Annotated in this window: 16 protein-coding genes; 5 read left to right on the forward strand and 11 right to left on the reverse strand. The window is 61.4% G+C overall.

All coding sequences use genetic code 11. The features are described from left to right. Window positions 1–71 precede the first annotated feature (71 nt). The 3 genes from hutU to hutC all read right to left on the reverse strand — a co-directional run bounded on the left by hutU (window position 72) and on the right by hutC (window position 3,226). Window positions 72–1,745 carry a urocanate hydratase gene (hutU, locus tag LU682_RS27390; protein WP_004577162.1) on the reverse strand — a complete coding sequence of 558 codons (1,674 nt, stop codon included), beginning with the start codon at window positions 1,743–1,745 and terminating at the stop codon, window positions 72–74. A gap of 201 nt (window positions 1,746–1,946) precedes the next feature. After that, complete coding sequence (locus LU682_RS27395; RefSeq protein ID WP_010955590.1) at window positions 1,947–2,519, reverse strand: HutD/Ves family protein; 573 nt, start codon at window positions 2,517–2,519, stop codon at window positions 1,947–1,949. Next, window positions 2,516–3,226, reverse strand: coding sequence for a histidine utilization transcriptional repressor HutC (hutC, locus tag LU682_RS27400; protein WP_172830964.1), 711 nt, complete (start codon window positions 3,224–3,226; stop codon window positions 2,516–2,518). Before hutC ends, LU682_RS27395 begins: the two co-directional genes overlap by 4 nt. Before the next feature lie 144 nt (window positions 3,227–3,370). Here hutC and LU682_RS27405 point away from each other — a divergent pair, with 144 nt between their 5' ends. Beyond that, a complete protein-coding gene (locus LU682_RS27405) occupies window positions 3,371–4,735 on the forward strand; it encodes a formimidoylglutamate deiminase (protein ID WP_010955592.1) in 1,365 nt (454 codons plus the stop codon). Window positions 4,736–4,805: 70 nt separating this feature from the next. Here LU682_RS27405 and LU682_RS27410 read toward each other — a convergent pair whose 3' ends face one another. From LU682_RS27410 to LU682_RS27430, 5 genes are all read right to left on the reverse strand, one after another. Next, window positions 4,806–5,378 carry a lipocalin family protein gene (locus LU682_RS27410; RefSeq protein WP_010955593.1) on the reverse strand — a complete coding sequence of 191 codons (573 nt, stop codon included), beginning with the start codon at window positions 5,376–5,378 and terminating at the stop codon, window positions 4,806–4,808. Then, window positions 5,375–5,629, reverse strand: coding sequence for an outer membrane protein assembly factor BamE domain-containing protein (gene bamE / locus LU682_RS27415; protein ID WP_003249234.1), 255 nt, complete (start codon window positions 5,627–5,629; stop codon window positions 5,375–5,377). Before bamE ends, LU682_RS27410 begins: the two co-directional genes overlap by 4 nt. Before the next feature lie 227 nt (window positions 5,630–5,856). Further along, window positions 5,857–6,453 (reverse strand): DUF924 family protein, encoded by a 597-nt coding sequence (locus tag LU682_RS27420; RefSeq protein ID WP_010955594.1) that lies wholly within the window; start codon window positions 6,451–6,453, stop codon window positions 5,857–5,859. A 3-nt stretch (window positions 6,454–6,456) separates the two neighbouring features. Continuing rightward, a complete protein-coding gene (locus LU682_RS27425) occupies window positions 6,457–7,467 on the reverse strand; it encodes a class 1 fructose-bisphosphatase (RefSeq protein ID WP_010955595.1) in 1,011 nt (336 codons plus the stop codon). Window positions 7,468–7,713: 246 nt separating this feature from the next. Then, window positions 7,714–10,164 (reverse strand): glycogen/starch/alpha-glucan phosphorylase, encoded by a 2,451-nt coding sequence (locus LU682_RS27430; protein ID WP_010955596.1) that lies wholly within the window; start codon window positions 10,162–10,164, stop codon window positions 7,714–7,716. Window positions 10,165–10,348: 184 nt separating this feature from the next. On the opposite strand from LU682_RS27430, the gene LU682_RS27435 reads away from it, so the two are divergent. After that, window positions 10,349–10,753, forward strand: a complete 405-nt coding sequence (locus LU682_RS27435) for a YkgJ family cysteine cluster protein (RefSeq protein WP_003249225.1) — start codon at window positions 10,349–10,351, stop codon at window positions 10,751–10,753. Between the two features lie 98 nt (window positions 10,754–10,851). On the opposite strand, the gene LU682_RS27440 is transcribed toward LU682_RS27435, so the two are convergent. From LU682_RS27440 to thiI, 3 genes are all read right to left on the reverse strand, one after another. Then, window positions 10,852–12,156, reverse strand: coding sequence for a PhoPQ-activated pathogenicity-related family protein (locus LU682_RS27440; RefSeq protein ID WP_371321088.1), 1,305 nt, complete (start codon window positions 12,154–12,156; stop codon window positions 10,852–10,854). Window positions 12,157–12,458: 302 nt separating this feature from the next. Further along, window positions 12,459–14,279 carry a translational GTPase TypA gene (gene typA / locus LU682_RS27445; protein ID WP_010955599.1) on the reverse strand — a complete coding sequence of 607 codons (1,821 nt, stop codon included), beginning with the start codon at window positions 14,277–14,279 and terminating at the stop codon, window positions 12,459–12,461. 128 nt (window positions 14,280–14,407) lie between these two features. Next, complete coding sequence (gene thiI, locus LU682_RS27450) at window positions 14,408–15,862, reverse strand: tRNA uracil 4-sulfurtransferase ThiI (protein WP_003249221.1); 1,455 nt, start codon at window positions 15,860–15,862, stop codon at window positions 14,408–14,410. 470 nt (window positions 15,863–16,332) lie between these two features. Between thiI and glnA the strand changes: the two genes are divergently transcribed. From glnA to ntrC, 3 genes are all read left to right on the forward strand, one after another. Continuing rightward, the gene (glnA, locus tag LU682_RS27455) at window positions 16,333–17,739 is read left to right on the forward strand and encodes a type I glutamate--ammonia ligase (RefSeq protein WP_003249219.1); all 1,407 of its coding nucleotides are present in this window, start codon (window positions 16,333–16,335) and stop codon (window positions 17,737–17,739) included. A gap of 365 nt (window positions 17,740–18,104) precedes the next feature. Continuing rightward, window positions 18,105–19,190, forward strand: a complete 1,086-nt coding sequence (gene glnL / locus LU682_RS27460; RefSeq protein ID WP_010955600.1) for a nitrogen regulation protein NR(II) — start codon at window positions 18,105–18,107, stop codon at window positions 19,188–19,190. After that, window positions 19,187–20,623, forward strand: a complete 1,437-nt coding sequence (gene ntrC, locus LU682_RS27465) for a nitrogen regulation protein NR(I) (protein WP_010955601.1) — start codon at window positions 19,187–19,189, stop codon at window positions 20,621–20,623. Before glnL ends, ntrC begins: the two co-directional genes overlap by 4 nt. Window positions 20,624–21,127 lie beyond the last annotated feature (504 nt).

Here is a 21,127-nt window from a genome sequence, read left to right on the forward strand (position 1 = left end):
TGTGGGTACCTGCGCGCTCCTTCTTGTTGTTCAGTATCACCCCTTGCAGGGTGCGATCCAAAGCGTGGTGATCAGCCGGTGATCATCGGCAGGTCCAGGCCCTGCTCCTTGGCGCAGTCGATGGCGATGTCATAACCGGCATCGGCGTGACGCATGACGCCAGTCCCTGGGTCGTTGGTCAGTACCCGGGCGATGCGCTCGGCGGCCTCATCGGTACCGTCGCAGACGATGACCATGCCCGAGTGCTGCGAGAAGCCCATGCCCACGCCACCGCCATGGTGCAGCGATACCCAGGTGGCGCCGCCTGCGGTGTTCAGCAGGGCGTTGAGCAGCGGCCAGTCGGAAACAGCGTCCGAACCATCACGCATGGCCTCGGTTTCGCGGTTCGGGCTGGATACCGAGCCGGAGTCGAGGTGGTCACGGCCGATCACCACCGGTGCCGACAGCTCGCCGCTGCGGACCATTTCGTTGAAAGCCAGGCCCAGCTTGGCGCGAAGGCCCAGCCCCACCCAGCAGATACGTGCCGGCAGGCCCTGGAAGCTGATGCGCTCGCGGGCCATGTCCAGCCAGCGGTGCAGGTGGGCGTCGTCGGGGATCAGTTCCTTGACCTTGGCGTCGGTCTTGTAGATGTCCTCGGCTTCACCGGACAGCGCCGCCCAGCGGAACGGGCCGACGCCGCGGCAGAACAGTGGGCGGATGTAGGCCGGGACGAAGCCTGGGAAGTCGAAGGCATTGGCCACGCCCTCCTCCTTGGCCATCTGGCGGATGTTGTTGCCGTAATCGAAGGTCGGGATGCCCTGCTTCTGGAAGTCCAGCATGGCCTGCACGTGCACGGCCATCGACTGCTTGGCGGCCTTGACCACTGCAGCCGGTTCGGTCTGCGCACGATCGCGGTACTGTTCCCAGGTCCAGCCGGCTGGCAGGTAGCCGTTCAGTGGGTCGTGGGCGCTGGTCTGGTCGGTGACCATGTCCGGGCGGACGCCACGTTTGACCAGCTCTGGGAGGATTTCGGCGGCGTTGCCGTGCAGGGCGATGGAGATGGCCTTGCCTTCGGCGGTGTACTTGGCGATGCGTGCGAGGGCGTCGTCGAGGTCAGTGGCCTGCTCGTCGACGTAGCGGGTTTCCAGGCGGAAGTCGATACGGCTCTGCTGGCATTCGATGTTCAGCGAGCAAGCCCCAGCCAGGGTCGCGGCCAGTGGCTGGGCGCCGCCCATGCCGCCCAGGCCAGCGGTGAGTACCCACTTGCCTTTCAGGCTGCCGCCGTAGTGCTGGCGACCGGCTTCGACGAAGGTTTCATAGGTGCCCTGGACGATGCCCTGGCTGCCGATGTAGATCCAGCTGCCGGCGGTCATCTGGCCATACATCGCCAGGCCCTTGGCGTCCAGTTCGTTGAAGTGTTCCCAGTTGGCCCAGTGTGGCACCAGGTTGGAGTTGGCAATCAGCACGCGCGGTGCGTTGCTGTGGGTCTTGAACACACCGACCGGCTTGCCCGACTGCACCAGCAGGGTTTCGTCGTCTTCCAGGCGGGTCAGGGTTTCGACGATCTTGTCGTAGCAGGCCCAGTTGCGCGCGGCGCGGCCGATACCGCCGTATACCACCAGCTCTTTCGGGTTTTCCGCGACCTGTGGATCGAGGTTGTTCATCAGCATGCGCAGTGGCGCTTCGGTCAGCCAGCTTTTGGCGGTCAGCTTGTTGCCACGTGGGGCACGGATTTCAACGTCACGGTATTTGTTGTTGTCGGTCACGGGAAAGGTCCTCTGCGGTCGTCCGCGGGCGGGTATGTCGTGGTCAATATACAAACACACCTTTACTTGTATGTACAAGCATGGACAACCAAAATAATCGGACCTTACCGTTCCTGGCTTGAGATTTATGTTGGGGTATAGATCGAGCGCCGCGCGGGCGGCGCTCGATCTCACAGGCGCCAAAAATCTACAGCCGAACCTTCAGCGCCCATCAAGTTCGATCAGGCAGCACCGCCCCTGCACAACCAGCCCCAGCAATTCATCATTGCCTTCCAGCCGCAAGCAGTCGAACAACCCCAACCGCTGCGTCTCGCGCCCGGAAATAGTGACTTCGACCAGGCTGCTGGCAGCAAACAACAACACCGTCGACGCCGAGCTGTACACCCGGCTGGTGCCATCCAGCCACTGCAGCCGCGCCCGATATCGCTGCGGTGCATAGATCAGGTTGAAATCGCGGATCGCCCCGCCCAGCAACTTGCAGCTGACCTGGCTCTCGCCGCTGAACGCAAACGCATCGAACGCCAGCAATGGCCGACTGGCCTGGCCATCGACCAGCAGGCGCATGCCGTCGCCCTGCAGCACGGTGATGATCCGCTGGTAGCCGGCGAAGGTGGAAAAGCCGCCCGACTCCTCGATGTCGGCAATCGATAGACGCCAACCAAAACCGTCCAGACCCTCGCCACTGTCGCGGGTGATCTCTTCGGTGAAACCACCACCGTTCTTCCAAGGCATGCGCGGGTAATCGTGCGCACGCAACAATTGCAGCTGACTCATTTGCTGAAACGTCCTTCCAGGCGATGACGGGAACCGGGGTGGATCAGCCGTGCAGCGGTCACCGGCTGGCGGCCGGACCAGGTGCGACGACGAATCAGCAGGCAAGGCTCGCCCCGGTCGATCTGCAACAGGGTGCATTCTTCCGGCTCGGCCAGGATTGCCTCGACCACATGCTCGCCCTCCGTCAGCGGCGCCACCTGGGACAGGTAGGCGTAAGGCGTCTGCCGGGTGAAGTCCTGCTTGAGGTAATCGGGCGCAATGGCCGCGTTGACGTAACGGTCCTCGATCTGCACTGGCACGCCGTTCTCGAAATGCACGATCAGCGAATGGAACACGCGCTGACCTTCACGCATGTCCAGCGCCAGCGCCCGTTCGGAGCCGGCCGCTTCTTCGGCAAGCGTGATCACCTGGCAGCTATGCTGGTGTCCGCGCGCGGCAATTTCGTCGGCAATGTTGTTGACCTCGAACAGCGCCGAACGGCCCTTGGGCTCGGCCACGAAGGTGCCGACCCCTTGCATGCGCACCAGCAGGCCTTCTGCGGTGAGTTCACGCAGGGCGCGGTTGATGGTCATGCGGCTGAAGCCCAGCTCGTTGACCAGCTCGCTCTCGGAGGGTACCCGGTGATGCGGTGGCCAGCTGCCGTTGTCGATCTGCTGGATGATCATCTGTTTGACCCGGGCGTAGAGCGGCGCCGGGCCCTCGCCCATCTGGGCAACCAGCACGGAGACAGGAGGTGTCGGCACGGCGATGGATCCTTGTGCAAATGAAATGAGCGGTAGCTTGCCGCAGTTTACCCGGCAGGCAAACGCCTGTATATGTATATACAAGTTAACAATAACAGGATTCCACCGATGTCAGCCTACTTCGCCGAACGCGCCCTGCTACCTACGGGTTGGGCCAGCCATGTGCGTATCGAGGTCGCCAGCGATGGCCGTGTGGCCAGCATCGAGCCTGGCGCTTCGGCCGAAGACGCCGAGCGCCTGGCCGGCCCGCTGCTGCCCGGCATGCCCAACCTGCACTCGCATGCCTTCCAGCGCGCCATGGCAGGCCTGGCGGAAGTCGCCGGCAACCCCAACGACAGTTTCTGGACCTGGCGAGACCTGATGTACCGCCTGGTCGGGCAGATCAGCCCAGAGCAGCTTCAGGTCATCGCCCGCCAGCTGTACATCGAGATGCTCAAGGCCGGCTACACCTCGGTGGCCGAATTCCACTACGTGCACCACGACCAGGCCGGCAAGCCCTACGCCGACCCGGCCGAGCTGTCGCGACGCATTAGCGCGGCCGCAGCCGACAGCGGCATCGGCCTGACCTTGCTACCGGTGCTGTACAGCCATGCAGGCTTTGGCGGCCAGGCGCCGAACGACGGGCAGCGGCGCTTCATCAACTCCACTGAACAGTACCTGCAACTGCAAGCGCAACTCTTCCCGTTGCTGGCCGCGCAACCCGCGCAGCACCTGGGCCTGTGCTTCCACTCTCTGCGGGCGGTGAGGCCTGGGCAGATCGCCGAAGTGCTGGCGGCCAGCGACAGGCAGTGCCCGGTGCATATCCACATCGCCGAACAGCAGAAGGAAGTCGACGACTGCCTGGCCTGGAGCGGCCTGCGCCCGCTGCAGTGGCTGTACGAGCACGTGGACGTGGACCGCCGCTGGTGCCTGGTACACGCTACCCATGCCGAACCGGACGAAGTGACTGCCATGGCCCGCAGCGGCGCGGTCGCCGGGTTGTGCCTGACCACCGAAGCCAACCTGGGCGATGGGATCTTCCCGGCAGTGGATTTCCTGGCACAGGGCGGGCGCATGGGCATTGGTTCGGACAGCCATGTGTCGTTAAGCGTGGTGGAGGAGCTGCGCTGGCTGGAATATGGCCAGCGCCTGCGGGACCAGCGACGCAACCGCCTGTATCGCGGCGACCAGCCAATGGTCGGGCGCACGCTGTATGACGCGGCGCTGAGCGGTGGTGCGCAGGCGCTGGGGCAGGCGATCGGCGAGTTGGCGGTGGGCAAGCGCGCCGACTGGCTGGTGCTCGATGGGCAGGACCCCTACATCGCCATGGCGGAGGGTGATGCCATTCTCAACCGTTGGCTGTTTGCCGGTGGCGATCGCCAGGTGCGCGATGTGATGGTGAATGGGCAATGGGTGGTGCGCCAGGGGCGGCATGCCCAGGAAGATGAAAGCGGGCGGGCGTTTGCCAAGGTGTTGCGCCAGCTTTTGGGCTGAGCGTACCGGGGTTGCGTTGCAGCCCTTCGCGTGCAAGCCCGCGAAGGGTTGCAACGCAACCCCAAAAAACTCAGTGCATTTTTACTATTTGCTGATCGGACGCCCGCCAGATCAAGCGGCTGGTGTCATACCCCTGCTGCCGCGCCCTGGACAGCAGGTTCTCACGCTCCCAGGCCGGCAGTGTCGGTGTGCGCGACAGAATCCAAAGGTATTTGCGGTCCGGGCTGCCGACGATGGCCGTACGGTAGTGCTCGTCCACATAAAGAATCCAGTACTCACCCCGCGCCACGCCTGGTACCAGCCTGGTGAACCAGTTATCGAACTCGACCCACAGCTTGTCGGTGTGCCCCGGCTCCTGGATATTCGCATGCCCTTCGGCGCGAAGCCATTCATCACCCATGGTGCGGCAGCGGTTGAGCACGCCATAACTGCCATCAGGCCTGAGGTTGTAATGGGCCTCGGACTGCTCGCAGCCTTCCTGGAAGCGCATGGGCAGGCGCGCCAGCTCGTACCATTTGCCCTGGTAGCGCTTGAGGTCGACATGGCCGGCGGTTTTCGGCGCCAGCGGGTCGTGCACGGAACCTGCACAACCGCCCAGCAGCAACGCCAGGCATACCCCCATCAGCAGGTACGCACGCCTCATTTGAGGCCCTGCCCGGAATACATCAGCACCTTGTCAGCTGCGTACTGCACGCTGATGAAGCTCTTCTCGTCCCCCCAGGTGCAGCTGCTCATGCCCAACGCGCCAGAACACTCGGTCGGCGTGCCGAGCAACTGCTCGACCTCGGCCTTGTTCATACCGGCCTTGATCTTGGAATAGTTTTCCTGATTGATCTTGCTGCAGGCAGTCAGCACGACGCACAGCGACAACAGGGCGAGGGAACGCAACGACATGAAGGGACACTCCTGAAAGATGATACAGGCGAGTGGCCTGCAGTGACCTTCGACGTGAAAATCCCTCCCAGGTTCCCTGCCCCACCCCCTATGTCCCTACACCATTGGTCGGATGGCCACTACTGTGCGATTAATCACAAAGCATTAATCATGCGCCCAATAAAAAAGGCCGCCCCCAATGGGAGCGGCCTTGCGTCGCGATGCCTGCACAGCAGGCCCCTTGGGCCTCAGAACCGGGACCCAGGCTCCAGCAAAAAGTCCATCTCTTCGCTGGTGCTCGGCCGCTCCAGCACCAGGTTGCGGTGCGGGAAGCGCCCGAAGCGGGCAATTACCCGCTGGTGCTGCTCGGCATAGTCGAGGAAGCCTTCAAACAGCCGGCGGTTGGCCTCGGGCTGTTCGTCCAGCAGCATTCGATAACGCTCCACGCACAGGTTCTGCCAGTCCAGCACTTCGGCATGCTCCAGTACCAGCAGCACGAACACGCGCTGGATCGGCAGCAGCTGGTAGTCCCAGCCCTTCTGCAGGCCCTGCATGGCGACCACCTGGGCACGCCGGTCGCCCTCGAAGGCGCGCGGCGTGTCGCGGTAGATCATGCGTGGCAGCTGGTCGAGCAAAATCAGCAGGCCCAGCCAGCCCTGCGGGGTTTGCTGCCACTCTTCGAGCCCACCCGCCAGGGCGTGCTCGACCAGGTCGCCAAACAGCGCATGGGCGTCGGCATCGTAATGCTTGCCGAACCACAGCGTGCTCTTCTCGTCAGCCACGGCCTGGGCACTGGTGCCCCAACCGAACCACCATTCCAGCAACGGCTGCCAAGGTGCGAGCATGACTTACTCCTTGTGGTAAGCGGTGACGCGCTCGACCTCTTCCTTCGAGCCGAGAATCACCGACACGCGCTGGTGCAGGCTTTCTGGCTTGATGTCGAGGATGCGATCGTAACCGTTGGTGGAAGCGCCACCGGCCTGTTCGATGATGAACGACATCGGGTTGGCTTCGTACATCAGGCGCAGCTTGCCCGGCTTGCTTGGTTCGCGGGCGTCACGTGGGTACATGAACAGGCCGCCACGGGTCAGGATGCGGTGCACGTCGGCCACCATCGAGGCGATCCAGCGCATGTTGTAGTTCTTCTTCAGCGGGCCGGTCTCGCCTGCCAGCAGTTCGCCCACATAGCGCTGTACCGGGGCTTCCCAGTGACGCTGGTTGGACATGTTGATGGCGAACTCGGCGGTGGTCTCCGGTACGCGGATGTTTTCGTGGGTCAGCACGAAGCTGCCCAGTTCGCGATCCAGGGTGAAGCCCTTGACGCCGTTGCCCAGGGTCAGGATCAGCATGGTCTGCGGGCCGTAGATGGCATAACCGGCAGCAACCTGCTCGGTACCTGGCTGCAGGAACGCTTCTTCGTTGAGGCTTTCGTTCTGGCTCAGGTACTGGTTAGGGCAACGCAGAACCGAGAAGATGGTACCGACCGACACGTTGACGTCGATGTTCGACGAACCGTCCAGCGGGTCGAAGACCAGCAGGTAGGCGCCTTTCGGGTACCTGCCCGGGATCTGGTACGCGTTGTCCATTTCTTCGGAAGCCATGCCAGCCAGGTGACCGCCCCACTCGTTGGCTTCCAGCAGGATATCGTTGGAAATCACGTCCAGTTTCTTCTGGACCTCGCCCTGCACGTTTTCAGTGCCCATGCTGCCCAGCACACCACCGAGGGCGCCTTTGGACACGTGGTGGCTGATTTCCTTGCACGCACGCGCTACCACTTCGATCAGGAAGCGCAGATCGGCAGGGGTATTGTTGCTGCGGGTCTGCTCAATCAGATAGCGACTCAGGGTAACGCGGGACATGTATGGCTCCGAACGGATTGGGGGGATGAAAAACCCACGCAGTTTACAGGGAGAGTGACGGGCTAGCGAGTGATGAGACTCGCCACGGCTCTCAGACGGCACAATAGGTCGGTAGTTCAGCCTTCGCCAGGCCGGTGGTCTGGTTGTGTGTCCATTCGCGGGCGCGCTCGCTCCCACAGGTACAGCGCAAGCCTTGAAGCTTGCGAGACACCTGTGGGAGCGGGCGTGCCCGCGAACGGCCTCACCTCAATCCAATGCCTTCCAGATCTCGGTGGCATATTCGCGAATGGTGCGGTCCGACGAGAACCAGCCCATCCGTGCCGTGTTCAATACCGCCTTGCGCCACCACTCCTGCGGTGTGTGCCACAGATCCTCGACCCGCCGCTGAGCATCCCAGTAGTCATCGAAATCGGCACACACCAGGAAGCGATCATAGGCCACCAGGCCGTCGATCAACCCGGTGTACCGGGAAGGGTCGTCTGGCGAGAACACACCACTGCGAATGGCCTGCAACACATCGGTCAAGCGGTTGGAAGCGGCTATGGCAGCATTGGCGCCAAAATCACCGGCACGCTTGCGCGCTTCAACCTGCTGCGAGGTCAGGCCAAAGATGAACATGTTGTCGGCCCCCACCTGTTCGCACATCTCCACGTTGGCGCCATCCAGGGTGCCAATGGTGAGCGCACCATTGAGGCCGAACTTCATGTTGCTGGTACCGGAAGCTTCGTAACCCGCGGTGGATATCTGCTCGGAAAGGTCCGCCGCCGGGATGATGCTCTCGGCCAGGCTGACGTTGTAGTTGGGCAGGAACACCACCTTCAGCAGGCCGCGCACTGTCGGGTCGTTGTTCACCACCCGGGCGATGTCGTTGGCAAGTTTGATGATCAGTTTGGCCTGATGGTAACTGGCCGCAGCCTTGCCAGCGAAGATCTTCACCCGCGGCACCCAGTTGGTGCCAGGTTCGTTGCGTATGGCCTGGTACAGTGCAACGGTGTGCATCAGGTTGAGCAACTGGCGCTTGTATTCGTGAATACGTTTAACCTGAACGTCGAATAGCGCCTCGGGGTTGACCGTGACGCCGATGCGATCCTGAATGATGCTGGCCAGGGCGCGCTTGCTGTGCAGCCGCTGGGCAGCGAACTGTTTGCGGAACCCGGGTTTGTCGGCGAACGGCACCAGGCCCGCCAGAAGCGTCTGCGGGTCGTCCTTGAGTTCCGGCCCAAGCGCCTCGACCAGCATGTCGGTCAGCTGAGGGTTGGACTGGTACAACCAGCGGCGGAAGGTAATGCCGTTGGTCTTGTTGTTGATCCGTTGCGGGTACAACTTGTGCAGCTCGGAGAACACCGTGCTCTTCATCAACTTGCTGTGCAGCGCCGACACGCCGTTGACGCTGTGCGAGCCGAGAAACGCCAGATTGCCCATGCGCACCCGTCGGCCGTTGTCTTCCTCGATCAGCGAAACTGCGCGCAGCACGTCGAAATCGTGCAGGCCTTTGGCCCGCAACGCATCGATATGGTAGGCATTGATCAGGTAGATGATCTGCATGTGCCGCGGCAGCATGCGCTCCATCAGCGCTACCGGCCAGGTTTCCAGGGCTTCTGGCAACAGAGTATGGTTGGTGTAGGCGAGCGTGCCGACGGTCAGCTCCCATGCCTTTTCCCAAGGCACTTCGTGCTGATCCACCAGCAACCGCATCAGCTCCGCCACCGCAATCGAAGGGTGGGTGTCGTTTAGCTGGATCGCCGCTGCATCAGGCAGGTTGAGCAGGTCCTTGTGCATGTTCAGGTGGCGCCGCAGCAAGTCCTGCAGCGAAGCCGAGACGAAAAAGTACTCCTGGCGAAGGCGCAGTTCCTGGCCGGCCTCGGTACTGTCGGCGGGGTAAAGCACACGCGAAATGCTCTCGGCACGCGCCACTTCAGCCACAGCCCCCAAATGGTCACCGGCGTTGAAGCGCTCCAGGTGCAGCTCTTCCAGCGCCCGCGCGCGCCACAGGCGCAGGGTGTTGACGCTGGATCCACGCCAGCCGACTACCGGCGTGTCGTAGGCAACCGCCCGCACCGTCTCGCCCGGCCACCATACCTGGCGCTGGGTACCGCTTGCATCGTGCACCGTTTCGACACTGCCGCCAAAGCTGATCGGGTAGATCACCTCGGCGCGCTCGAACTCCCAGGGGTTGCCGAAATCCAGCCAGTTCTCGGTCTGTTCCTGCTGCCAGCCATCGACCACAGCCTGACGGAACAGCCCGTGCTCGTAGCGGATGCCGTAACCATGGGCAGCGATACCCAGGGTAGACATGCTCTCCATGAAGCACGCCGCCAGACGGCCAAGGCCGCCATTGCCCAGCGCGGCGTCCGGTTCGAGCAGGCGAATGCGTTCGAGGTCCACATTCAGCCCTTCCAGCGCATCGCGGGCGACGTCCAGCAGGCCCAGGTTGCTCAGGCTGTCGTACAGCAAGCGGCCGATGAGAAACTCCAGGGAAAGGTAGTAGACACGCTTCTGGCTGCGCCGATAGGCCTGCCGGGTGTGATCCATCCAGTGGTCGACCATGTGATCGCGCGCGGCCAGGGCAATGGCTTCGAACCAGTCATGGTCGAAGGCGTGCTCGGGGTCCTTGCCGACTGCATAGGTCAGCTTGTTCAGTACAGCAGCGCGAAAATCCGCGACTTCGGCGTCACGTGCTTTAGGTTCCTGGGACATGCGGCATCCTCGGGCAAGTTGACGAAAGCGGAGGGAGAGTGTTGAGACTAGACCCTTCGACAGAGAGCGACAGTTACGGTTCGCAGTTTTCATGCCCACTCTGCGATTCCGGCAAAAGGTTGTTCATAAATTGAACAATTCCGGTATCATCGCGCGCCCCAAGACCGTGATCCACCCTATAAAGATGAAAACGACCCTGATCGCCGCGGCCGAAGTCGACCGCCTGGAGACCTGGCAGCGCTACACCAGCAACATGTGCCATGGCTGCCATTCGACCTGCTGCACCCTGCCGGTGGAGGTGAAGATCAAGGATCTGATCCGTATCGGCGTGGTCGACGAGTTCGAAAAAGACGAACCACCCAAGAACGTGGCCAAGCGCCTGCAAAAAGAAGGCATCATCGAGCGCTTCAACCAGAAGTCCGGGATCTTCACCCTGACCCGGATGAGCAACGACGACTGCATGTACCTGGATCGTAAAAGCCGGCTGTGCACCATTTATGACAAGCGCCCGGATACCTGCCGCAACCACCCCAAGGTCGGGCCACGGCCGGGGTATTGCGCCTACAAGCCCAAGGTGGTTGGGCGTTGAGTCTTGCGCCGGGGCATAAATCGAGCGCCGCGCGGGCGGCGCTCGATTCTGTGGCGATGCCGAGCTGGGCATGAAGCACTGAACCCACCGCTCCCATTTCAGCCAGCGGGGAAGCTCCGGCAAGCACCCCCCTGATCCGCTGGTGGATGCTCAGGATAAGTCTGCGGCAAAACGCTGACCGGGCTGGTGACAACGAAACCATCAGCAAACCGCGCCTCTACGAACCGCGCCTGCCAGCCTTGCGCCGGCGGCGCCCAGTCAAGGCTGAACGCCTCACTGGGGATGATCGTCTGCGATGTGTAGCGTACCCCGCAGGCATGGCGGAAGTCCCGATCCAAGGGGTTAGCCGCAGTCCATACCTTCACTGCTACAGGCATTTCCGAAAGCCGTACCAGCACATGCGCAGCTCCTTCGCCCGGAGCCACTTGCACGCGAGGCATCGGCAGGCTGGCCTGGATACGCTGAACCATCGGCACGAGGGTAGTGACAACATGCGCACGCACGCCCCCATGGTCCGAGTTCGGCAGCACCCTGAGGCTGGTCTGGCCAGGCAGGCGCTGCAGGTAGTCCGTGGCGTGATCAGGGGCGAAGAAATCATCCCCGCTGGCGGACACCAGGTATTTCGGTATCTTCAGGCGAGCACCCGGCTCATCCAGGTACTGCATCGGGTCCATCAGTGCCATCAACCGAGCGAAGGCCGGGCTGCCCAACTGCTGCAATACCTCCGCAGCCTGATAGGACCAAAGCGCCAATGGCCATGAACCACCGTACCGCTTGCGCAAGCCCTCCAGCATGCTGGAAGTGTCGGCAACATCGATGACGCTGGGCACGATGGCAATTACCCGGTCATCGGCCATGGCCGTCAGCCATGCACTCCAACCGCGTTTCGAGGCACCGGTGATGATGAACTGCTCGAGGCGTAGCTCGGGCAACGCGTCAGCCATGAGGTCCATGCCCCTGCTGGCGACAGCGGCCATTGGCACATGCAGCGGCAGCTCCGGCGCAGCCGCTTCGTTACGCAGCCAATGCGCCCAGGTATGGGCCACGGCATCATCCTCGCGCATCGGCGCTTGTGCATCACGGAAGGTCACATACTGGTTGGGCACATCGCTGATCGATGCCACAACAGTCTGTGTCTGCACGGCAATGGCACTCAACGCCTCGGACGAGTAGTCAGGGATTTGTTGTTCCTCACCAAACCTCACACCGTTATTGACTACTACCAACGCTTTCTCCGCCAATGCCACGTCTGGCACGAACAGTTCGACGCGGTGCTCCCACAGGCGGGGCTCAACAACGGGCTCAGGCGACCAGGTCTGTGAGGTCATCCGGTATTGATACAGCGTATAGCCCTGTGCGGGTGTCTTCTGCTCCAACTGGTACTGCAAGGGTGCCTGTCTCACCTTCTCGACATGACAGCGGGCTATTTCCTGCGGTCGCAACGCGCTACACGCCTGCTGGGCACTGGCCTGAAAACTGACGGCGAGACACGGAATAAACAACAGGTAACGACAATTCATGTTCCAAGCTCCAAAGCAAGAGCCAGCCAACCTAAGCACGGCTTCTGATTGTCACAAGGCTCCTCGGTTTGCCGTCGAACAAGCACCTGCAAAACACAGTCGCTTCCTACTGGAGCTTTCCACAAGGCACACAAAAACGCCCCCGGCCTTTCGACCGGGGGCGTTTTCATTCAGCCTGAGCTAACTCAGTTTTTGGCTTTCTTGGCTGCGCGGGTACGCTCGCCTTCGTCCAGGATCTTCTTGCGCAGACGGATCGACTTAGGAGTCACTTCGCACAGCTCGTCGTCCTGGATGAATTCCAGGGCCTGCTCGAGGGTGTGGCGAACTGGCGGTACCAGGGCGATGACTTCGTCTTTGCCCGAAGCACGCATGTTGTCGAGCTTCTTGCCTTTGGTCGGGTTCACGCCCAGGTCGTTGTCACGGCTGTTCAGGCCGATGATCTGACCGTTGTAGATCTCCTGGCCGTGTTCAACGAACAGCTTGCCGCGAGCCTGCAGGGTTTCCAGCGAGTAGGTCAGTGCCTTGCCGGTCTCGACCGAAACCAGTACGCCGTTGAGGCGGCCGGACATCTGGCCCGACTTCATGGTGTCGTAGCGATCGAAGATCGAGGTCAGGATGCCTGCACCGTTGGTCAGGGTCAGGAACTGGTTACGGAAACCGATCAGACCACGGGCTGGAATGTTGTACTCCAGACGAACACGGCCCTTGCCATCCGGAACCATGTTGGTCAGGTCGCCTTTACGCAGACCCATCTCTTCCATGACCTTGCCCTGGGATTCTTCAGGGATGTCGATGGTGACGTTCTCGAACGGCTCCTGCTTCACGCCGTCGACTTCGCGGATGATCACTTCAGGACGGCCCACGGCCATTTCGAAGCCTTCACGACGCATGGTTTCGATCAGCACCGACAGGTGCAGCTCACCACGGCCCGAAACCTTGAACTTGTCTGGGGAGTCGGTCTCCTGAACGCGCAGGGCAACGTTGTACAGCAGCTCCTTGTCCAGACGGTCCTTGATGTTACGGCTGGTGACGAACTTGCCTTCTTTACCGCAGAACGGCGAGTCGTTGACCTGGAAGGTCATCGAAACGGTCGGCTCGTCAACGGTCAGCGGCTTCATCGCTTCTACCGCATCCGGGGCGCACAGGGTGTCGGAGATGAACAGCTCATCGAAACCGCTGATGCAGACGATATCGCCAGCCTGGGCTTCTTCGACGTCAACGCGGTGCAGACCGTGGTGACCCATCAGCTTCAGGATACGGCCGTTACGCTTCTTGCCGTTGGTGTCGATGGCGACAACCGGGGTGTTCGGCTTGACGCGGCCACGGGCGATGCGGCCAACACCGATAACGCCGAGGAAGCTGTTGTAGTCCAGTGCCGAGATCTGCATCTGGAACGGGCCGTCGCGGTCAACAGACGGTGCTGGTACGTTGTCGACGATCGACTGGTACAGCGGGGTCATGTCTTCGGCCATGGCAGTGTGGTCCAGGCCGGCAATGCCGTTCAGGGCCGAGGCGTAGACCACTTTGAAGTCCAGCTGTTCGTCGGTGGCACCGAGGTTGTCGAACAGGTCGAAGATCTGGTCCAGAACCCAGTCAGGACGTGCGCCCGGACGGTCAACCTTGTTGATCACGACGATTGGCTTCAGGCCGGCTTCGAAAGCCTTCTTGGTCACGAAGCGAGTTTGCGGCATCGGGCCGTCCTGGGCGTCGACCAGCAGCAGCACGGAGTCGACCATCGACATTACACGCTCAACCTCGCCACCGAAGTCGGCGTGGCCGGGGGTGTCGACGATGTTGATGTGGTAGCCGTTCCAGTTGATGGCGGTGTTTTTCGCCAGAATGGTAATACCGCGCTCTTTTTCCTGGTCGTTGGAGTCCATGACGCGCTCGTCGTTGAGCTCGTTACGCTCCAGAGTGCCGGACTGACGCAGGAGTTTGTCGACCAGAGTGGTTTTACCATGGTCAACGTGGGCGATGATGGCGATGTTACGCAGATTTTCGATCACAAGTGTATCTCGATCAGAGGATTCGGTTGCCGCCCAGTGTAGGCGGCCAATATGTACCGTTTAAGGCTCAGCGGGCCCGGCGGTCGGGAGGGCGATGGCGAATACTGCCGCCATACAGCCCCGGCGTCTTATGTCGGACGATAAACACGCACATTGGCATGTCCCTCACTGAGCAGATGGTGTGCGTGCAAACGGCTCATCACACCCTTGTCGCAATACAGCAAGTACTGGCGCGTGGGGTCCAGGTGCTTGAACTTGCTGTTGATGGCGTAGAACGGCATGGCCTGGACTTCGATACCTTCCAGCACCAGAGGTTCGTCTTCCTGGGCATCGGGGTGGCGAATGTCGATGACGATCTGGCCTGGCAGCGCCTCGGCCACTTCCTCGATTTCGATGTCCTTGCCCAGCTCATCGATCACATGATCGATGGAAATGAACTTGGCGCGCTCAAGAGCGCGCTCCAGCACGGCCATGTCGAACTGCTTTTCTTCGTGCTCCATGCGGTGACGCTTGGCATGGGTGGTCGGGTTTACCGAGATCACGCCGCAGTATTCCGGCATGTGCTTGGCAAAGTCCGCGGTACCGATTTCGGTGGCCTGGTCGATGATGTCCTGCTTGTGGCTGGCCAGCAGCGGGCGCAGCACCAGCTTGTCGGTGGCCGAGTCGATGATCGACAGGTTCGGCAGGGTCTGGCTGGACACCTGGGAAATCGCTTCGCCGGTCACCAGCGCGTCAATCTGCAGGCGGTCGGCCATATGGGCGGCGCCGCGCAGCATCATGCGCTTGAGGGTCACGCCCATGTAGCTGTTGTCGACCTTGTTGAGGATCTCGCCAACCACTTCTTCGAAAGGCACGCTGATGAACAGTACGCGCTGGCTGCTGCCGTATTTTTTCCACAGGTAATGGGCCACTTCCATTACGCCCAGCTCGTGGGCACGGCCGCCGAGGTTGAAGAAGCAGAAGTGGGTCATCAGGCCGCGGCGCATCATCTGGTAGGCCGCAACGGTGGAGTCGAAACCACCGGACATCAGCACCAGAGTCTGCTCCAGGGCACCCAGCGGATAACCGCCGATGCCATTGTGCTGGTTGTGGATCACGTACAGGCGCTGGTCGCGGATTTCGATGCGCACCAGCACTTCAGGCTTTTTCAGCTCGATCCCGGCGGCGCCACACTGCTGACGCAGTTGGCTGCCGACGTAACGGTCGACGTCCATCGAGGTGAAGTCATGGTGGCCACCGCGCTTGCAGCGCACGGCGAAGTGCTTGCCGGCCAGCAGGTGGCCGAAGTGGTGCTTGCACTTGGCGACGATGTCGTCGAAGTCACCCAGCGGGTATTCCTCTACCTGCAGGAAGTGGGTGATACCCGGGGTGCAGGTGAGGCGTTCGATCATCTCGCGCTGGACTTTTTCGTCTTCGACGCGGGTGACCACCTCGAGATTGTCCCAGACACCATCGACCGCGAGCTCAGGGTCGAGATCCTTGAGCACGTTGCGGATGTTCTTGCCAAGCTGGCGGATGAAGCGCTTGCGCACCGGCCGGCTTTTGATGGTGATTTCTGGGAAGACTTTGACGATAAGTTTCATTGGTTAACAGCGCGCGCAGGGCCTGCCGAAAATGAGGGGCGCGAATTATATCGGAAATTGCTCAGGATTTGACCAACTTTTGATCAGAAGCTTTGAGATAAATGCAGAGGCCAGGTTTTGCAGCGCCTGTTCCGGCCCTTTCGCGGGTAAACCCGCGCCTACAGGCGGTGCAAAGCCCGTAGGAGCGGGTTTACCCGCGAAGAGGCCCTAGAACCTGGCACACCACTCACGCCACGCACCCTATTGGTGCGACACGATCAAAAAACGCATCGTAAGGGTGCACTTTCACCCGCTAACCCAACGCCAAATGCCCGCAAACGCCCCCTTTTATCCCACCCTCGCCATTTTCGGGCACTGGCATGCAATTTGCTCCCTTGTGAGGCAGGTAAGCTTGGCCGACTATCCGCGCCCGGCAACACCCTTTTTCCAGGGCAGCGGCCCACCGCGCTCTAGACCATCCGGAGGACAACATGTCGAAGTCGGTTCAACTCATCAAAGATCATGACGTCAAGTGGATTGATCTGCGTTTCACGGACACCAAAGGCATTCAGCACCACGTGACCATGCCGTCGCGTGATGCGCTGGACGAAGACTTCTTCGAAGTCGGCAAGATGTTCGACGGTTCCTCCATCGCTGGCTGGAAAGGCATCGAAGCTTCCGACATGATCCTGATGCCGGTCGACGAAACCGCCGTTCTGGACCCGTTCACCGAAGAACCAACCCTGATCATCACCTGCGACATCGTCGACCCGTCGAGTATGCAGGGCTACGACCGCGACCCACGCGCCATCGCCAAGCGTGCTGAAGAGTACCTGAAGAGCACCGGCATCGGTGACACCGTATTCGCCGGTCCAGAGCCTGAGTTCTTCATCTTCGACGAAGTGAAGTTCCACTCGGACATCTCCGGTTCGATGTTCAAGATCTTCTCCGAGCAGGGCTCGTGGATGACCGGCGCTGACGTGGAAGGCGGCAACAAAGGCCACCGTCCAGGCGTGAAAGGCGGCTACTTCCCGGTTCCGCCGTTCGACCATGACCACGAAATCCGTACTGCCATGTGCAACGCCCTGGAAGAAATGGGCCAGACCGTTGAAGTTCACCACCACGAAGTGGCGACTGCCGGCCAGAACGAAATCGGCGTCAAGTTCAACACCCTGGTGAAGAAGGCTGACGAAGTACAGGCGCTGAAATACGTCGTGCACAACGTTGCCGACGCTTACGGCCGTACCGCCACCTTCATGCCGAAGCCACTGTACGGCGACAACGGCTCGGGCATGCACGTGCACATGTCGATCTGGAAAGACGGCAAGAACACCTTCTCGGGTGAAGGCTATGCCGGCCTGTCCGACACCGCCCTGTACTTCATCGGCGGTATCATCAAGCACGGTAAGGCCCTGAACGGCTTCACCAACCCGTCGACCAACTCGTACAAGCGTCTGGTCCCAGGCTTCGAAGCCCCGGTAATGCTGGCCTACTCGGCTCGCAACCGTTCCGCCTCGATCCGTATTCCTTACGTTGGCAGCCCGAAAGCCCGACGTATCGAAGCACGCTTCCCGGACCCATCGGCCAACCCGTACCTGGCGTTCGCGGCCCTGCTGATGGCTGGCCTGGACGGCATCCAGAACAAGATCCACCCAGGCGACGCGGCCGACAAGAACCTGTACGACCTGCCGCCAGAAGAAGCCAAGAACATCCCGCAAGTGTGCGGCAGCCTGAAAGAAGCTCTGGAAGAGCTGGATAAAGGCCGTGCGTTCCTGACCAAGGGCGGCGTGTTCTCCGACGACTTCATCGATGCCTTCATCGAGCTGAAGAGCGAAGAAGAAATCAAGGTCCGTACCTTCGTACACCCGCTGGAATACGAGCTGTACTACAGCTGCTGATCTGATTGGCGCCTCGCGCCGATGACATGATCAAAACGGCCTCCCTCGGGAGGCCGTTTTTGTTTCTGCGCACCTTGCAGAAGCGCCGCTGATTCGCCTGTCACGCTATGCTCTATCTTGGTGCATTAATTCACACCATGCCCTCAATTGCTCCCCAATCTGGTTCAGGTTAAACGTTTCACCAAGACTTTCTGATCCGAATTTGCGCAGATTCAGGCCTTTATCGGTAAATCCCGCTTCTTTTCGGAGCTGTGGTTTGTTTCTTGCATTTTCTTATCCTGAGTCTCGCATCAGTGGATCCACCCCGCGTCCGGCCCTGACTAAAGCAGTGCCAGGCAAGCGCCAAACGAGGTCAACGACGCCTTATGACCATCAGCGATGCACAGCACCGTCTGCTTCTGGACAACCTGACCACCGCCACGTTGCTGCTCAACGCCGAGCTGCGCCTGGAGTACATGAACCCGGCCGCAGAAATGCTGCTGGCCGTCAGTGGCCAGCGCAGCCATGGGCAGTTCATCAGCGAGCTGTTCACCGAATCGACCGAGGCGCTCAGTTCGCTGCGCCAGGCGGTCGAGCAGGCGCACCCGTTCACCAAGCGTGAAGCGCAGCTTACATCGCTGACCGGGCAGACCATCACCGTCGATTACGCGGTAACGCCGATACTGCATCAAGGCCAGACCCTGCTGCTGCTCGAGGTGCACCCGCGTGACCGGCTGCTGCGCATCACCAAGGAAGAGGCCCAACTGAGCAAGCAGGAAACCACCAAGATGCTGGTGCGCGGCCTGGCCCACGAAATCAAGAACCCCCTTGGCGGCATCCGCGGAGCGGCCCAGCTACTGGCCCGCGAACTGCCAGAGGAAGGGCTGCGCGACTACACCAATGTGATCATCGAGGAGGCCGACCGCTTGCGTAACCTGGTCGACCGCATGCTCGGCTCGAACAAGCTGCCGTCGCTGGCCATGACCAATATTCACGAAGTGCTGGAGCGGGTGTGCAGCCTGGTCGATGCCGAAAGCCAGGGGTGCATCACTTTGGTGCGCGATTACGACCCAAGCCTGCCGGACGTGCTGATCGACCGAGAACAGATGATTCAGGCCGTACTCAACATCGTGCGCAACGCCATGCAGGCGATCAGCTCGCAGAATGAGCTGCGCCTGGGTCGCATCACCTTGCGCAGCCGCGCCCTGCGCCAGTTCACCATCGGCCACGTGCGTCACCGCCTGGTAGCGCGGGTAGAGATCATCGACAACGGCCCAGGCATCCCGCCGGAACTGCAGGAAACCCTCTTCTATCCCATGGTCAGTGGCCGCCCGGACGGTACCGGGCTGGGCCTGGCCATTACCCAGAACATCATCAGCCAGCACCAGGGCCTGATCGAGTGTGAAAGCCACGCTGGCCATACCGCCTTCTCGATTTACCTGCCTCTGGAACAAGGAGCCACCGCCTCATGAGCCGAAGTGAAACCGTATGGATCGTCGACGATGATCGCTCCATCCGCTGGGTCCTGGAAAAAGCCCTGCAACAGGAAGGCATGACCACCCAGAGCTTCGACAGCGCAGACGGTGTCATGGGGCGCCTGGCACGTCAGCAACCCGACGTGATCATTTCCGACATTCGCATGCCTGGCACCAGCGGCCTCGACCTGCTGGCGCAGATCCGCGAGCAGCACCCGCGCCTGCCGGTCATCATCATGACCGCCCACTCCGACCTGGACAGCGCCGTGGCCTCGTACCAAGGCGGTGCCTTCGAGTACCTGCCCAAGCCATTCGACGTCGACGAAGCGGTATCGCTGGTCAAGCGCGCCAACCAGCACGCCCAGGAGCAGCAAGGCCTGGATGTGCCACAGAACCTGGCGCGCACCCCGGAAATCATTGGTGAAGCCCCGGCAATGCAGGAGGTGTTCCGCGCCATCGGCCGCCTCAGCCACTCCAACATCACCGTGCTGATCAACGGCGAGTCCGGCACCGGCAAAGAACTGGTGGCCCACGCCCTGCACCGGCACAGCCCACGCGCAGCATCCCCGTTCATTGCCCTGAACATGGCCGCCATCCCCAAGGACTTGATGGAGTCGGAGCTGTTCGGCCATGAGAAAGGCGCCTTCACAGGTGCTGCCAACTTGCGTCGCGGCCGTTTCGAGCAGGCCGATGGTGGCACGCTGTTTCTCGACGAAATCGGGGACATGCCTGCCGACACCCAGACCCGCCTGCTGCGTGTGCTGGCCGATGGCGAGTTCTACCGCGTGGGCGGCCATGTGCCGGTCAAGGTCGACGTGCGCATCATCGCCGCCACCCACCAGAACCTGGAGTCACTGGTGCAGGCCGGCAAGTTCCGTGAGGACTTGTTCCACCGCCTGAACGTGATCCGTATCCATATTCCGCGCCTGGCCGACCGCCGCGAGGATATCCCCGCCCTCGCCCGCCACTTCCTTGCCCGGGCGGCCCAGGAGCTGGCAGTCGAGCCGAAGATCCTCAAGCCGGAGACTGAAGAGTTCATCCGCAACCTGCCATGGCCGGGCAATGTGCGACAGATGGAGAACACCTGCCGCTGGATCACCGTGATGGCCTCCAGCCGCGAAGTGCTGATCGGCGACCTGCCACCAGAACTGCTGAACCTGCCACACGATGCCGCGCCGGTAACCAACTGGGAGCAGGCCCTGCGCCAGTGGGCCGACCAGGCCTTGGCGCGCGGGCAGACCAGCCTGCTGGACAGCGCAGTGCCGAGCTTTGAACGGATCATGATCGAGACGGCACTCAAGCACACCGCCGGCCGCCGTCGCGATGCTGCGCTGTTGCTGGGTTGGGGGCGCAATACCCTGACGCGCAAGATCAAGGAGCTGGGGATGAATGTGGCCGGGGGGGATGATGAGGAAGGTGATGACCACTGAGCTCTGAATTAGCTTTTTAGATTGCTGGGGCTGCTTTGCAGCCCATCGCGACACAAGGCCGCTCCCACAGGATCACCTCTGCCCCCAAGGCTGATGCGGTGGACACACATCGCGGTCGTCGTAGGAGCGGGTTCACCCGCGAAGAGGCCGGGCCTGCTGGCCAATCTCCACCTGCCGTTCACCGTTGCTGCCGCCACCGTATTCGCGGGTAAACCCGCGCCTACCACGGCGGTGGGCACATATCGGGGTCGTCGTAGGAGCGGGTTCACCCGCGAAGAGGCCGCGCCTGCTGGCCAATCTCCACCTGCCGTTCAGCGTTGCCGCCACCACCGTATTCGCGGGTAAACCCGCTTGTATGGTAGGACTTGAAGGGAGGAGGAGGGCCATAACTCGCTTCTGACTGTTCGCGCAGTACAGACCGTAGGAGAAATCACCCCTCCTCCTTTCAACACCCAAGCGCCGATAAGGAATGCCTCGCGAGCAAGCGACAATAGAAGCAAGCCT

It is taken from the genome of Pseudomonas alloputida, from assembly GCF_021283545.2.
Taxonomy (GTDB): Bacteria; Pseudomonadota; Gammaproteobacteria; order Pseudomonadales; family Pseudomonadaceae; genus Aquipseudomonas; species Aquipseudomonas alloputida.

Excerpts from the sequence above, each read along its gene's own strand:
- LU682_RS27430 (WP_010955596.1), bottom strand. The coding sequence starts at position 10,164 with ATGTCCCAGGAACCTAAAGCACGTGACGCCGAAGTCGCGGATTTTCGC.
- LU682_RS27395 (WP_010955590.1), bottom strand. The coding sequence starts at position 2,519 with ATGAGTCAGCTGCAATTGTTGCGTGCGCACGATTACCCGCGCATGCCT.
- LU682_RS27410 (WP_010955593.1), bottom strand. The coding sequence starts at position 5,378 with ATGAGGCGTGCGTACCTGCTGATGGGGGTATGCCTGGCGTTGCTGCTG.
- LU682_RS27405 (WP_010955592.1), top strand. The coding sequence starts at position 3,371 with ATGTCAGCCTACTTCGCCGAACGCGCCCTGCTACCTACGGGTTGGGCC.
- LU682_RS27420 (WP_010955594.1), bottom strand. The coding sequence starts at position 6,453 with ATGCTCGCACCTTGGCAGCCGTTGCTGGAATGGTGGTTCGGTTGGGGC.
- hutC (WP_172830964.1), bottom strand. The coding sequence starts at position 3,226 with ATGGGCGAGGGCCCGGCGCCGCTCTACGCCCGGGTCAAACAGATGATC.
- LU682_RS27425 (WP_010955595.1), bottom strand. The coding sequence starts at position 7,467 with ATGTCCCGCGTTACCCTGAGTCGCTATCTGATTGAGCAGACCCGCAGC.
- bamE (WP_003249234.1), bottom strand. The coding sequence starts at position 5,629 with ATGTCGTTGCGTTCCCTCGCCCTGTTGTCGCTGTGCGTCGTGCTGACT.
- glnA (WP_003249219.1), top strand. The coding sequence starts at position 16,333 with ATGTCGAAGTCGGTTCAACTCATCAAAGATCATGACGTCAAGTGGATT.
- glnL (WP_010955600.1), top strand. The coding sequence starts at position 18,105 with ATGACCATCAGCGATGCACAGCACCGTCTGCTTCTGGACAACCTGACC.
- thiI (WP_003249221.1), bottom strand. The coding sequence starts at position 15,862 with ATGAAACTTATCGTCAAAGTCTTCCCAGAAATCACCATCAAAAGCCGG.
- LU682_RS27435 (WP_003249225.1), top strand. The coding sequence starts at position 10,349 with ATGAAAACGACCCTGATCGCCGCGGCCGAAGTCGACCGCCTGGAGACC.
- ntrC (WP_010955601.1), top strand. The coding sequence starts at position 19,187 with ATGAGCCGAAGTGAAACCGTATGGATCGTCGACGATGATCGCTCCATC.